Here is a 14,070-nt window from a genome sequence, read left to right on the forward strand (position 1 = left end):
TAAATGGGTTGGAGCCGCGCCGTAAACCCGTTAGCTAGGCGCTGTAAATCGCACAGGCCCGTGCGCCAAAAGCAGAGCACCCCGATGTCTGATATCCACCTTGCGTTTGACCATCCCGAAGCTCGCGCGGCAGCGACACAAAGCGACAGTTCGCTGGACCGCATTTCTTTGCGCGACCATGTGGTCGAGGTCGAAATTGGCGCATTTCAGGCCGAGCGCGGTGTGCTGCAACGGGTTGGCTTTAACATCGTTGTGGAACTCACGCCTGTGGCAGGGCCGATTGATGACGATGTGGATCGCATATTGTCTTATGACAGTTTGACCGAAGCCATTCAGATCGAACTTGCGGCAGAGCGTTTGAACCTGTTGGAAACCTTGGCCGAACGGATCGCCTCCCGTATTTTGACCGAGCCACGTGCCTTTCGCGTGTTTGTGCGGGTCGAAAAACTGGATCGCGGCCCCGGCGCTTTGGGTGTCGAAATTGTGCGTACCGATGGTCAAGCGGAAGGGGGCGCGACACAAATGGAGGCCCCGCTGCCGCATCCGTTGGTCGTATATTTGGGGGCCAAGGCATTGGCATCGCCGCGCCTAACGCAGTGGATTGACGCTTTGGTTGACGATCCGCGCCCTGTGATTTTGGCTGTAGGTTTGCCTGAAGGCGCATGGCCGAAAGCGAACACAAAGCTCACGCAACGCCGTATTGATTTGCTGGCGGTCGAACAAAACGCTTGGACCTTGGCTGGGCGTGATGCGCGCTGTGTTGTGCGCGCTTCGCGTACAGAACTGGACTGGGCGATGAAGCATGATCAACTGTCAGTCTGGGCACCGTCTAAAATGGTGCTCGATGCGGTGGATGGCCCCAAAGGCACTGCGGTGGATATGGCCGCATGGTTGGCAGCACAATTGAGCGCCGAGCAGCTGTTGGTGATGGGCGAAGACTTGCCGCAAGACTGTAACATTGACATGCACGCCCTTGACGCCAATGGCCCTATTGCCCTCATTTGAGCTGCAAAAGGGACGACTATGCCTGACGTGAAACTCTATCATCGACCTATGGTTCAACAAGGACTGGTGCGCCCGCACGGCGCGCATTCTGTGGCCGGAGGAGCTTTGTGGTTCACCCATGTCGAAACCCTGAGACGAGGTCATGCGCCGCAAATCGTGCCCGCTGATACTTTGGCGCATGATATTTTGCACCGCCTGACCTTTGCGCGGGCCATTGTGGCTGGGCTTGATATGACGCGGGTCAATGTGATGGGGATTTTGAATGTAACCCCTGATAGCTTTTCCGATGGTGGGCGTTTTGAGCAGTCCGAAATCGCGATCGAACATGCGCTTACTATGGTGGCCGATGGCGCTGATATTTTGGATATCGGCGGCGAAAGCACGCGCCCTGGTGCGGCTTATGTGACGCCAGATCAAGAGATCAAACGCACGGCCCCCGTGATTGCCGCCATTCGCGGTGCCAGTGCTGTGCCAATCTCGATTGACACGCGCAAGTCACAGGTGGCACAGGCCGCTTTGAATGCGGGTGCAACGCTTGTTAACGATGTCTACGCCTTTACCCATGATCCTGATCTTGCCAAAATAACAGCCACGGCAAAGGCTCCTGTGTGTCTGATGCACGCCCAAGGCGACCCTGAGGTTATGCAGAACAATCCGGTTTACGCGGATGTGCTTTTGGACGTCTATGATTTCCTTGAAGCGCGTATTCAGGCCGCAGAATTGGCGGGCATTGCGCGGGACCAGATCGTGATTGATCCGGGGATCGGGTTTGGCAAAACTGTGCAACACAATCTTGAAATCATGAACCGCTTGTCGCTGTTTCACGCGCTTGGATGCCCAATCTTGCTGGGTGCGTCACGCAAACGATTTATCGGCACAATTGCCCACGAACCCGATGCGTTGCAGCGTCTTGGTGGGTCTATCGCTGTCGCTTTGGCCGGTGCCGCGCAGGGCGTGCAAATCATACGTGTTCATGACATAAAACAAACAAAACAAGCGCTTGCTCTTTGGCAGGCGATGAGCAGTGGAGAATATCACCATGTCCCGTAAATTTTTTGGCACCGATGGCGTGCGCGGTCGTGCCAATTCAAACCCTATGACAGCTGAAATGGCGCTGAAACTGGGCGCGGCTGCGGGGCGGTATTTTCGCCGTGATGGCACTGGTGCACATCGTGTGATCATCGGCAAAGACACGCGTTTGTCTGGCTATATGTTCGAGACTGCGATGACCGCAGGGTTCACGTCTACGGGCATGAATGTGTTTTTGCTGGGCCCCGTGCCAACGCCCGCTGTAGGGATGATGACGACATCTATGCGTGCAGATGTGGGCGTGATGATTTCCGCCTCTCACAATCCAGCCGAAGACAACGGGATCAAATTTTTCGGCCCCGATGGCTTTAAATTATCCGACGAGGCCGAGGCGGAAATCGAACATCTTTTGATGACTGGGGTAGAGCCTGCACAAGCGCGTAATATTGGCCGCGCCAAGCGCATTGATGACGCGCGTTTTCGCTATAATGAACGGATTAAAAGCACACTGCCACGCGGCATGACTTTGGCGGGGCTTAAGGTTGTGATCGATTGCGCCAATGGTGCGGCTTACAAAACCGCCCCCGAAGTGTTGTGGGAATTGGGGGCCGAAGTGATTTCAGTCGGCACAACGCCTGATGGTCACAACATCAATGACAACTGCGGATCCACATCACCACAAATCGCTGCCAATGCTGTGATCGCGTATGGCGCTGATGTGGGAATTTGTCTTGATGGTGATGCAGACCGAGTCATGGTTTTGGACGAGAACGGGCAAGTCGCCGATGGGGATCAGCTGATGGCATTGATGGCCAAACGCATGGCAGTCAAAGGACTTTTGACAGGTGGCGCTTTGGTCGCAACTGTGATGTCCAATCTTGGTCTTGAGCGTTATTTGGAATCCGAGGGCCTGCGTTTGGAACGCACATCTGTTGGCGACCGCTATGTGGTGGAACGTATGCGCAGTGGTGGGTTTAACCTTGGCGGCGAGCAATCTGGCCACATCGTGATGACCGATTATGCCACCACTGGCGATGGTCTTTTGGCGGGGCTGCAATTCTTGGCTGCGATGATCGAGACCGGCAAAAAAGCGTCTGAGTTATCTAAGACATTTGAGACCGTACCACAGTTGTTGAAAAACGTGCGCTACGCCACAGGGCAAACGCCGCTTGAAAACGATGCTGTGAAACGCGCGATTGCGGATGCGGAAACAAAACTTAGCGGCAATGGGCGTTTGTTGATCCGTAAATCGGGCACAGAGCCGTTGATCCGCGTGATGGCAGAAAGCCTGTCTGAAGCCACATTGAACGCTGCTGTCGACAGTGTCGTGGCCGCTGTGGAGCGCGCTACGCGCTAACGTTTATAATCACCAAAGGCTCTTGGTTTGGCGCTAAGAGCCTTTTTGGGCACTGGTTTGGCTCGGTTTATTGCCCAGCTGAAAAGGGCGACACGGCCATGACACAAAGTGCATTCAGCAAGGTCCAAACCACCGCAGTGACTTTTAGCTCCATACCACTGTTGCCCTTGGGCTTGGCCAGCCATACTGCGCGCGCGACAGCCATAAGATACAGACCAAACATCACAAAAGCAGGCGCGATCCCCCCATAAAGCGCAGGCACAAACAACAACACGATAACGATGGGCAAAAACAGAAGTCCTGCCAAATAGTTGCCGGCCCAAAACGTATCGCCCAAGCCTTCGCGTCCTTGCAAAAGACTTTTCCAAAATGCGCGCGTGAACATGCGGGCACGGTCTGCGTTGATCTGGTCTAATTCGCTTTGGCTTGGATTGGTCATCGGGTTTTCCTTTGCATCTGATCGCAGTTTGCACAGGTCGGCACCTGAGAGGCAAGGCGGATCACTGCACGCGTTGTCGCGGGGCAGGGGCCGTGGTTTAGCCACCCAACTGCGTGCGCATCGCTTGGTAAATTACGGCGGTGGCGGTGTTTGCCAAATTGAGCGAACGCACCACAGGGTTGCGCATAGGTAGGTTGAATGTACGATCTTGCATGCCGTTCAATATTTCGTCAGGCAAGCCTTTGGATTCACACCCGAATATCAAATAGGCGTCTTCTTGATAATCAGGTTCATAAAAGCTTTTCGCGCCGTGTTCTTCAAAGAAATGCAGGGCCTCACGGGCTGGTTTGCGGTCGTCCAGAAAGCTTTTCCAGTCGTCATACTCAGTCAATTGCACATGCTGCCAATAGGTCGTGCCAGAGCGCCGCACAGCTTTTTCATCCAGTGAAAACCCCAAAGGCTTGATCAAAATCAGCTCCAACCCCAAAGCCACACAAGTCCGCCCGATAGCGCCAGTGTTGTAAGGGATTTCAGGGGTCACAATGACCACTTTCATTTGCGGATCAGACATGGGGACTGGCTTTCTGAAGGGGGTGGGCGCGGGAGTGGCCCGTTGCTGGCACCCTGTTAGCCTGAAATAGGGGGCTTACACAACGCAGGCTTTTTTTTAACCAGAAGGAGTGGTGCAGCTTTTAAGCACGGTAGATAAAGCTGATTTTGCAGCTGGCGTGAGCGTAAGTCGGTATGTCATGTCGCGTAGAAAATGCTGCACCTTTTCCTTTTGATCTTTTCCACGCAAAAACGGTTTGGCTTGATCCCACGACGCGGAAAACATTGTGACGGATCTGCTGGCTTCCCCCAAATCAGCAAGTGCGACGGCCTGCGCAAAGCTGTTTGAGGCTTGCTGCCAGTCTGTCAGGAAAACGCCATTCAGAGAAAGTGAGCGAGTGCAAATTTCAAGGCGTTTCTCCGGCGTAACACCATCTTTGTAGCATTGTCCTGCGTAAAGACTGGTGCCGAACATGTAGGCCCAAAACAAAATAAACACATTGGCGAGCACGGCTATGATCACTGTCTTTTTGGGGAGGATACTCATGGGTGACGTCTTTCACGAAAAAAAACAGGGCCAACACCGCTGACCCTGCTTTAATTTTACAATGGTGAAAAAAGCTTAGTTGCGCTCTTTGTCGACCATTTTGCCTGCTGAAATCCAAGGCATCATGCCACGGAGTTTCGCGCCGGTTTCTTCGAGCAGGTGCTCGTCGTTTGCACGACGGGATGCTTTCAAAGTTGGCTGGCCAACAGCGTTTTCGAGCATGAAGTCACGTACGAATTTACCGGATTGGATGTCTTCAAGAACGCGTTTCATTTCAGCTTTTGTGCGGTCATATGGAATGATGCGCGGGCCAGTGACGTACTGGCCGTACTCAGCTGTGTTAGAGATGGAGTAATCCATGTTCGCGATGCCACCTTCGTAGATCAGGTCTACGATAAGTTTCACTTCGTGCAGACACTCAAAGTATGCCATCTCAGGTGCGTAGCCAGCTTCGACAAGTGTCTCGAAACCACAACGGATGAGGTCAACAACACCGCCACACAGAACAGCTTGCTCACCGAACAGGTCAGTTTCACACTCTTCGCGGAAGTTTGTCTCGATGATGCCGGAACGACCGCCGCCGATAGCGGAACAGTAAGACAGGCCGATTTCCAAAGCTTTGCCAGTCGCGTCTGTGTCAACAGCAACAAGACATGGAACGCCGCCGCCTTTTTGGTATTCGCCGCGCACTGTGTGACCTGGGCCTTTTGGCGCCATCATGATCACGTCGATGCCTTCTTTAGGCTCGATCAAGCCGAAGTGAACGTTCAAGCCGTGTGCAAACGCGATAGCTGCACCTGGTTTGATGTTGTCGTGCACGTATTTTTTGTATGTATCAGCCTGAAGTTCGTCGGGCATTGTGAACATGATCACATCACACCAAGCCGCTGCTTCAGCGATGCCCATAACAGTCAGGCCTTCAGCTTCACATTTCTTTGCAGAAGAAGAGCCTTCGCGCAGAGCAACCACAACGTTTTTCGCGCCAGAGTCGCGCAAGTTCAACGCGTGTGCGTGACCTTGTGAACCGTAGCCGAGGATAGCAACTTTTGCTTCTTTGATGAGATTTACATCGCAATCGCGATCGTAATAAACGCGCATGGTGGGCGCTCCTTATGTGAGTAATGTATCGTCTGGCGGGGATAATAGTGACAAATCCCCAAAGAGCGAGTTCAAAATTTGACTATATTGAGGTAATTGTGATAAATTAATTCTTGATATAATTGATATGTGAATAAATCATGCCAATAGACGATACGGACCGCAGGATTCTGCGCCAACTGCAAGCGGACCCAGAAGAAGCGGTCACCATTTTGGCCGCACGCGCGGGCGTGACTGGCCCCACGTTTGCGCGCCGCGTTGATAAAATGCGTGAGACTGGCGTGATCCGCGCCATTCGCGATGAAATCAATTGGCCCGCGCTTGGTTATACGGTCGAAGTGTCTTTGCGCTTTACCTTGGATAAAACCGAACCTCGCGCTTTTGATGAATTTATCGCTGCCGCACGTGGTGTGCCCGAGGTGATTTCAATCGGCACATTCCTTGGCCAAGTTGATGTACGCCTTTTGATGATCGCGCGCGATATGGCCGATTATCAACGGATTTATCGGCAACATATTCTAACCCTGCCGCATATTTCCGACATCGAAGCCTTGATGCATGTTGCCTCCATCAAAGAACGCCAAGAGGTGCCATTGTGACGATTGAACTGGATGACATCGACCGCGCATTGATGCGGGCTTTATGCGTTGATGCGACCCAATCGGCAGGGGCATTGGGCCGTGATTTTGGGCTTAGCCAACCTGCAACATGGCGGCGGATCAAACGCTTGCGTGAGGCGGGTGTGTTTGGGCCGCGTCGAGTGGATTTGAATTTGGAACAACTTGGGGTCGGCGTCACCGTGTTCTTAGGCATCAAATTGGCCACCAAAGGCCGTGTGTCATTGGAAGACTTTGAGCGGGCAGTTTCCGCCATTCCCGAAGTGCAAACCGTGCAACACGTGTTGGGCGTTTATGACTATCGTTTGCGTGTCGTGGCGCAGGATTTGCCCGACTTTGAACGTGTGTTGCGTCGACGGATCATGACGTTGCCCGGCGTGGGGAATATCGAGGCCAATGTTTTACTATCAGAGGAGCGCTGTATTGGCCCTATATAGAAAGAAACAAAACCTCGCGACGGAAAGCGAAATACCACGGCGCACAGAGCATCCCTGTTGATTTTACCGCAGAGCGATCTGCGGCTGGTGCGCCTCTGGAACGGGATTAGGTCTTGCATGTGATACCATAGAAAAAGGCCCGCTTTGGACGGGCCTCTTTTTTGGTGAACTTTGAATAGATGTTATGCGCCCAAAATGCGCGTCACCATTTCTGTTGTGTCACCGCTCAGGTTCGGTGTCGCAAGAATACGGTTCAGTTGATCTTTGATCATGCCTTGGCGGTCCGCGTCGTAGCGTTTCCATGTTTCAAAGGCGCCGCACATCCGCGCTGTGGTTTGTGGATTGAGCGGATCAAGTTTGATCAGCCAATCTGCCAGCAGTTTATAGGCTGCGCCATCAGGGGCGTGAAAACCGCCATGATTGCCATGCAAGGCACCAAACACCGCACGGAACCTGTTCGGGTTTTTCATGTCGAAATCGGCGTGTTCGGTCAACATGCTGGCAATGCGCGCAGCGTCAAGCGGCGCGGCAGAGGCCACTTGCATCATGAACCATTTGTCCATCACAAGGCGGTCGTGGAACCACTGCGCATAGAAACTTGCCAGTTCTTCTTGGCCTGTCCCTGCCGACAAAAGTGCGGTCAATGCGCCCGCTTGCTCCGTCATGTTGTCCGAAGTTTCAAACAAGGTTTGCGCCGCTTTGCCGCCATCATTGAGCGTCAAAAGCGCCAAAACGGACATGCGCAAAGATCGTTTGCCTGAGCCTTGGGCGTCGGGCTTAAAAGCGCCTGCGTCATTGGCTGCATAAAGACCGGGTAGAATATCTTTGAACTCGGTCGCCAAAGTGTGGCGCAACTCTTCGCGTTGCTCGTAGATCGCCATGGGATCAGGTGTCACGCCCGCATCTGTCAGCGTTTGCGCGATGTCATCTTGTGATGGCAAAGCCAGACACAGCGCACGAAACGCGGGGTCTTTGCTGTCATCGCTTAGCATCGATTTGAGGGCGTCCAGATAGTCCCGCGCAGGGGGCGTGCCATCGATAATCATTGCCACTAGAGTGTCTTTCGCCAGCATCCGCCCCATTTCCCATGTGTTGAACGGGTCAGTGTCGTGGGCCAGTAAAAACGCACGGGTTTTGGCCGTCATCTCGCGTTGCAAAATCACCGGCGCAGAAAAATCACGTAGGATTGAGGCAATAGGACGCTCTGTGAGATCCTCAAAGGTAAAGCTCTGTGTCGTTTCAGTCATTTCTAAAACGGTGCTCGGCACCACTTCATCGCCATTTGGTGCGATAAGACCGACCATGATGGGCAAAACTTGTGGTTTTTTCACATCTTGCCCCGGCGTTGCAGGGGTGGTTTGGGTAAAGGTCAGCGTCAATGTGGTGTCGGCCCAATCCTCGGTCACAGACAGGCGCGGGGTGCCCGCTTGGGAATACCATTGCTTGAAATGTGTAAGATCTCGCCCTGTGACGTCTTCAAAGGCTTTGATCCATTCTTCAATCGTAACGGCTTGCCCATCGTGGCGATCAAAGTAGAGGTTGCATCCTTTGTAGTATGCTTCATCCCCAATCAAGCGGCGCAGCATACCGATGATTTCAGCGCCTTTTTCATAGACCGTCGCGGTGTAAAAATTGTTGATTTCGACAAAGCTTTCGGGCCGCACGTTATGCGCCAAAGGTCCGTTGTCTTCGCGGAACTGGCGGGCGCGCAATTGCAGAACTTCTTCGATCCGCTTCACGGCATGGCTGCGCATATCACCTGAGAACATTTGATCGCGGTAAACTGTGAGTCCTTCTTTCAGGCACAGCTGAAACCAGTCGCGACACGTGATGCGGTTGCCTGTCCAGTTGTGGAAATACTCATGGGCGATGATGCCTTCGACGCGCTCGAATGTGGCATCTGTCGAAGTTTCGGGCGAGGCAAGCACACATGAGCTGTTAAAGATGTTTAGCCCTTTGTTTTCCATTGCGCCCATATTGAAATCATCCACGGCGACAATATTGAATATGTCCAAATCATAGGCACGCCCGTAGACGCGTTCATCCCAGATCATTGAATCGATCAAGGCGCCCATGCCAAAGGCGCATTTGTCTTCGTCGCCTTTGCGCACATAGATGTTCAGATCAACGTGGTTGCCCTCAATCGTGGTGAAATGATCGGAATGCGCAATCAGATCGCCCGCAACCAAAGCAAACAGATATGCGGGTTTCGGCCATGGGTCATGCCATTCCGCCCAGCCATCACCAGAGGCCTGCGGATTGCCGTTCGACAACATCACAGGCAGATCGGATTCAACGCGTACCGTGAACACGCCCATCACATCTGGGCGGTCGGGGTAATAGGTGATCTTGCGAAATCCTTCGGCTTCGCATTGAGTGCAATACATGCCAGAGGACATATAAAGACCTTCAAGCGCGGTGTTGGTTTCGGGGGAAATTTCGACCGTGGCCTCAAATGTAAACGGCTCTTGCGGTAGATCGGATTGTTTGATGGTCAGGTGTGTGTCTGTGGTTTCATAGGGCACGTCAGCGCCATTGATCTGTACCGACACAAGACGCAGTTGTTCGCCGTTTAAAATCAAATCACCTAGGTTATTGGCGTTTGGTTTGAACGCAATCTTTGACACGACCAGTGTGGCGCGCGGGGACAGTTTGAATGTGAGGTGCGCGGTTTCAACCCAGTGGTGGGGTTCGGCGTAGTCTTTGAGGAAAATGGTCTGAGGCGCATGGGCGGTCATAAGTCTACTTTCACTATGAAACGTGTGATTTGCGCCGACGTTAGTGCGCGGGTCGCGGGGCTGCAAGTGGATGAGAGGTGTGATGGGCGTATGATAGTGTGCGCCATGACCGCGTATCTGTTGATCGTTTTGGCCTGTTATCTGAGGCTAAGGTTGTTTTGGTAAAAAAATATGACCAGCCTTGCCGTTTCCACATTTCCTGCCTACGGTCCATTTTAAAGTTAGCCCAAACACGAGAGGATGATTCCGTGACCGCACGTACTCAAATTTCAGACCTAAACATCGCGACTGATCTGGTCCGCTTCATCGAAGACGAGGCTTTGAGCGGCCTTAATGTTTCTGCACAAACTGTGTGGTCTGGGTTTGCGGATATCGTCAACGAATTTGGTCCGAAAAACCGTGCGTTGTTGGAAAAGCGTGAGAGCATCCAAGCGCAGATCGATGCGTGGCACGTTGCCCGCAAAGGCCAAGCCCACGACCCTGCGGAATACGAGGCATTTTTGCGCGAAATCAATTACATCGTGCCCGAGGGGGCGGATTTCGAAATCGACACAACGGGCATTGACCCTGAGATCGCACATCTGCCAGGTCCGCAGCTTGTGGTGCCGATCACCAATGCGCGATATGCGTTGAATGCCGCCAATGCGCGCTGGGGGTCTTTGTATGACGCGCTCTACGGCACCGATGCGCTGGGCGATGTCGCGACAGGCAAAGGCTATGACGCCAGCCGCGGCGCACGAGTGATTGCATGGGCCAAGGCGCATTTGGATGAGGTCGCGCCACTTGCTGGCGGATCATGGGCTGATGTCACATCATTGGCTGTCACAGACGGTATGATGATCGTCGATGGCAAGATGGGGCAAACAGGCTTGTCCAACCCAGCACAATTGGCTGGATCGAAAGACGGCCATGTTTTGTTACGCGCCAATGGGTTGTTGATCGATATCGTGATCGACCCAAGCACCCCTGTGGGGGGGCAAGACGCGGCGGGCATTTCAGACATTCGTTTGGAAAGCGCTATGTCTGCGATCATGGACTGCGAAGATTCCGTCGCCGCTGTGGATGCTGAGGAAAAAATAGGCGCTTACCGCAACTGGTTGGGCTTGATGAAGGGCGATTTGACCGAAGAAGTGGTCAAGGGCGGCAAGACTTTTACCCGCGCTTTAAATGCGGACGACAGCTTTACCGCGCCAGATGGGGCGGATCTGTCTGTTAAAGCGCGCGCTTTGATGTTGATCCGCAACGTGGGCCATTTGATGACGAACCCCGCTGTGTTGGATAGTGAAGGCCGTGAAGTGGGCGAGGGCTTGATGGATGCGTTGATCACCACCTTGATCGCGATGCATGATCTGAACAAAACGGGCGGCACACGCAATTCGGTTGCTGGCTCTGTCTATGTGGTGAAACCTAAAATGCACGGGCCAGAAGAAGTCGCCTTTGCTGATGAGATTTTCACAAAAGTGGAAAGCATTCTGGGGCTGCCACAAAACACCGTGAAACTGGGCATCATGGACGAAGAGCGCCGCACATCTGTGAACTTGAAAGAATGTATTCGCGCGGCCAAATCGCGCGTGGCTTTCATCAACACAGGGTTCTTGGATCGCACAGGGGATGAAATTCACACCTCGATGGAAGCGGGCCCCATGGTGCGCAAAGGCGAGATGAAAAACGCCGCTTGGATTGCATCCTATGAAGATCGCAACGTCGATATCGGATTGGCGTGTGGGCTGAAAGGCAAAGCGCAGATCGGCAAAGGCATGTGGGCCATGCCGGATTTGATGGCAGATATGCTTGTGGCCAAAATCGGACACCCCAAAGCGGGTGCGACCTGTGCTTGGGTGCCATCGCCAACTGCCGCAACATTACACGCCACACATTACCACAAGGTCGATGTGCTGGGCATTCAAGATCAGATCAAAGCAGGCGGCGCACGCGGGTCTTTGGAGGATTTGATCACCATTCCTGTGGCCGCTGGTGTCAATTGGTCGGACGCTGATATCGCGTCTGAGATTGAAAACAACGCCCAAGGTATCTTGGGCTATGTGGTGCGCTGGGTTGATCAGGGCGTTGGCTGTTCCAAAGTGCCAGACATTCATGATGTGGGCTTGATGGAAGACCGCGCAACGTGCCGGATTTCATCACAAGCCTTGGCCAACTGGTTGCACCACGGTGTCGTCAGTGAAGATCAAGTCATGGCAGCGATGCAAAAAATGGCCGCTGTCGTAGATCGCCAGAATGCGGGCGATGCGCTCTACACCCCTATGGCCCCGTCATTTGATGGGATCGCGTTCCTAGCCGCCTGTGATTTGGTATTCAAAGGCCGCGTTCAGCCCTCTGGCTACACTGAGCCTGTGTTGCACGCACGCCGCCTACAATTGAAAGCCCAAGGATAAGTTATGACCACTATTACTCTCGAAGCCGCCACACAAATGATCGCAGCCACAACAGCCTACGGGGTTGAGCATGGCTTGAAACCTTTGTCGGTGATTGTGCTGGATGCAGGCGGACACCCGATTGCTTTTGCGCGGGCCAATGACACCTCGCCAGCGCGGTATGCGATTGCCCATGGCAAAGCTTACGGGGCTGTGATGATGGGCATGTCAGGGACAACCTTAAACACCATGGCCAAAGAGCGCCCCGAATTTATAACGGCACTCAATACCGCGCTGGGCGGCACGGTTGTGCCTGTTCAGGGTGGTGTTTTGGTCAAAGGGGCAGATGGAAAAGTGATTGGCGCAATGGGTGTCACGGGCGACACGTCGGAAAATGACGCGGATGCGGGGCAGGCTGGCGTGATCGCAGCAGGGTTCACGCCTGAGATTTAAGCCATGTTTGGCTTTTAGTGTTGATTGATTTAGGCGTCGCCCCAAAAAGCGGCGCCTAAATTATAAGCGAAATCAACGCGCTTGATGTATTGTGCATCTGTGCTGCATCACTTGCGCGGTGATCTGTCTTTTCATTCATATCTGCGCGTCTATGTTGAGCGTATCGTTTGAATAAGGACCGCCCCATGACACGCCCCATCGTAGGTATTATCGGCAACAGCGATATGTTGAATGTGGATTACCCTGTGTTCACCACGGGCAAGATGAATGTCGAGGCCGTGTCGAATGTGGCAGGCTGTGTGCCGCTGTTGGTGCCCGCTGATCCTAGAGTTCTAAGTGTCCAAGAGCTGTTGAATACATTTGATGGTTTTTTGCTTACAGGGGGGCGACCTAATGTGCACCCGTCTGAATACGGCGAGGACGAGACCAAAGCGCATGGCGCATTTGACCGCTGCCGTGACGAGATAACCCTGCCTTTGGTGCGCGCTTGCGTTGATCTGGGCCTGCCGTTTTTCGGCGTGTGTCGTGGCTTTCAAGAGGTCGCTGTCGCAATGGGCAGCACGCTGCATCCTGAGATCCGCGACTTACCGGGGCGCGACAATCACCGCATGCCGCCCGATGGTACGTTGCAAGAAAAATTTGAGCTGCGCCACGATGTTACTGTGACCCAAGGTGGTGTGTTTCACAAAGTGTTGGGGGCCGCCACAGTGAGAACCAACACGTTGCATGGTCAAGGCATCAAAGCCGCGGGACCGCGCATTGTTATTGACGGATACGCCCCCGATGGCACGCCTGAGGCGATCTATGTCAAAGACGCGAAAGGGTTCACATTGTCGGTGCAATGGCATCCAGAATGGCAAGCGGGGATCGACCCTGTGTCGCGGGCTTTGTTCGGGGCCTTTGGCGATGCCGCGCGGGCCTATGCAAGGTCAAAGCGGGCAAAAGCCGACGCTTAAAGACTTTTTTCCATCCGAAAGTTTTCGATCCCGACCCCATTGCGGATCACCATTTGCCGCGCTGTGACATGCCATCCGTGTTTTTCGAAAAATCGTTTGGCCAGATGTGAGGCTTGAGTGTCGATGACCTCTAACCCCAGTTTGCGGGCTTCAGTTTCGCAGTGGGTGTAGAGTTTCAAGGCCGTGCCTTTGCCCATCTCATTTGGCAAGACATAGGCGAAATCTATGTGGCCGTCGTGTCCCATGGTCATAAAGCCAACAATCTTGCCCCACCTGCGCGCACTTATGGCGATGCCTTGTGTCAGCTTATCGGCCCAATCGTCCGGCGCTTTGGCGCGTTTTGGGGCCCATGCCTCTTGTTGCTCTGTCGCATAGAACGCCTGCGTGCCACCGTGTACGGCGCGGTAAAACACGTCGTAGCAAGCATCCGCATCGCGGTGGGTGAGGGGGTTGAGTCTCATAGGGGCAATGTA

14 protein-coding genes are annotated in these 14,070 nt (G+C 53.6%); 8 read left to right on the top strand and 6 right to left on the bottom strand.

Features of this window, described 5'->3' with window-relative positions; genetic code table 11:
• Positions 1–84: 84 nt before the first annotated feature.
• Genes BM025_RS08320 through glmM form a run of 3 tightly spaced genes read left to right on the top strand, consistent with a single transcriptional unit; the run spans position 85 to position 3,391 of the window.
• Positions 85–1,005, top strand: coding sequence for a dihydroneopterin aldolase (locus BM025_RS08320; protein ID WP_085849332.1), 921 nt, complete (start codon positions 85–87; stop codon positions 1,003–1,005).
• 18 nt (positions 1,006–1,023) lie between these two features.
• The gene (gene folP / locus BM025_RS08325) at positions 1,024–2,055 is read left to right on the top strand and encodes a dihydropteroate synthase (protein ID WP_085849331.1); all 1,032 of its coding nucleotides are present in this window, start codon (positions 1,024–1,026) and stop codon (positions 2,053–2,055) included.
• The gene (gene glmM, locus BM025_RS08330) at positions 2,045–3,391 is read left to right on the top strand and encodes a phosphoglucosamine mutase (protein ID WP_085849330.1); all 1,347 of its coding nucleotides are present in this window, start codon (positions 2,045–2,047) and stop codon (positions 3,389–3,391) included. Before folP ends, glmM begins: the two co-directional genes overlap by 11 nt.
• Before the next feature lie 67 nt (positions 3,392–3,458).
• Here glmM and BM025_RS08335 read toward each other — a convergent pair whose 3' ends face one another.
• From BM025_RS08335 to ilvC, 4 genes are all read right to left on the bottom strand, one after another.
• Complete coding sequence (locus BM025_RS08335; protein ID WP_085849329.1) at positions 3,459–3,830, bottom strand: hypothetical protein; 372 nt, start codon at positions 3,828–3,830, stop codon at positions 3,459–3,461.
• 97 nt (positions 3,831–3,927) lie between these two features.
• Complete coding sequence (locus tag BM025_RS08340) at positions 3,928–4,401, bottom strand: tRNA (cytidine(34)-2'-O)-methyltransferase (RefSeq protein WP_085849328.1); 474 nt, start codon at positions 4,399–4,401, stop codon at positions 3,928–3,930.
• A gap of 96 nt (positions 4,402–4,497) precedes the next feature.
• Positions 4,498–4,926 (bottom strand): hypothetical protein, encoded by a 429-nt coding sequence (locus tag BM025_RS08345; RefSeq protein ID WP_085849327.1) that lies wholly within the window; start codon positions 4,924–4,926, stop codon positions 4,498–4,500.
• 75 nt (positions 4,927–5,001) lie between these two features.
• On the bottom strand, positions 5,002–6,024 hold the full coding sequence (gene ilvC, locus BM025_RS08350; RefSeq protein WP_085849326.1) for a ketol-acid reductoisomerase: 1,023 nt from the start codon (positions 6,022–6,024) through the stop codon (positions 5,002–5,004).
• A 140-nt stretch (positions 6,025–6,164) separates the two neighbouring features.
• On the opposite strand from ilvC, the gene BM025_RS08355 reads away from it, so the two are divergent.
• Together BM025_RS08355 and BM025_RS08360 are read left to right on the top strand one after the other, a co-directional pair.
• Positions 6,165–6,623 (top strand): Lrp/AsnC family transcriptional regulator, encoded by a 459-nt coding sequence (locus BM025_RS08355; protein ID WP_085849325.1) that lies wholly within the window; start codon positions 6,165–6,167, stop codon positions 6,621–6,623.
• Positions 6,620–7,078 (top strand): Lrp/AsnC family transcriptional regulator, encoded by a 459-nt coding sequence (locus tag BM025_RS08360; RefSeq protein ID WP_085849324.1) that lies wholly within the window; start codon positions 6,620–6,622, stop codon positions 7,076–7,078. Before BM025_RS08355 ends, BM025_RS08360 begins: the two co-directional genes overlap by 4 nt.
• Positions 7,079–7,260: 182 nt before the next feature.
• Here BM025_RS08360 and pepN read toward each other — a convergent pair whose 3' ends face one another.
• Complete coding sequence (gene pepN / locus BM025_RS08365; protein ID WP_085849323.1) at positions 7,261–9,816, bottom strand: aminopeptidase N; 2,556 nt, start codon at positions 9,814–9,816, stop codon at positions 7,261–7,263.
• Between the two features lie 248 nt (positions 9,817–10,064).
• Between pepN and BM025_RS08370 the strand changes: the two genes are divergently transcribed.
• The 3 genes from BM025_RS08370 (at position 10,065) to BM025_RS08380 (ending at position 13,597) form a co-directional block, all read left to right on the top strand.
• Positions 10,065–12,209: a malate synthase G gene (locus tag BM025_RS08370; RefSeq protein ID WP_085849451.1), complete on the top strand. Its 2,145-nt coding sequence runs from the start codon at positions 10,065–10,067 to the stop codon at positions 12,207–12,209.
• Positions 12,210–12,212: 3 nt separating this feature from the next.
• Positions 12,213–12,641, top strand: coding sequence for a GlcG/HbpS family heme-binding protein (locus BM025_RS08375; RefSeq protein ID WP_085849322.1), 429 nt, complete (start codon positions 12,213–12,215; stop codon positions 12,639–12,641).
• Positions 12,642–12,826: 185 nt separating this feature from the next.
• A complete protein-coding gene (locus BM025_RS08380; protein ID WP_085849321.1) occupies positions 12,827–13,597 on the top strand; it encodes a gamma-glutamyl-gamma-aminobutyrate hydrolase family protein in 771 nt (256 codons plus the stop codon).
• On the opposite strand, the gene BM025_RS08385 is transcribed toward BM025_RS08380, so the two are convergent.
• A complete protein-coding gene (locus BM025_RS08385) occupies positions 13,594–14,058 on the bottom strand; it encodes a GNAT family N-acetyltransferase (protein ID WP_170842159.1) in 465 nt (154 codons plus the stop codon). The two genes, BM025_RS08380 and BM025_RS08385, sit on opposite strands and share 4 nt — an antisense overlap.
• Positions 14,059–14,070: the final 12 nt, after the last annotated feature.

Origin of the sequence: Pacificibacter marinus (assembly GCF_900109555.1) — a bacterium.
Taxonomy (GTDB): Bacteria; Pseudomonadota; Alphaproteobacteria; order Rhodobacterales; family Rhodobacteraceae; genus Celeribacter; species Celeribacter marinus_C.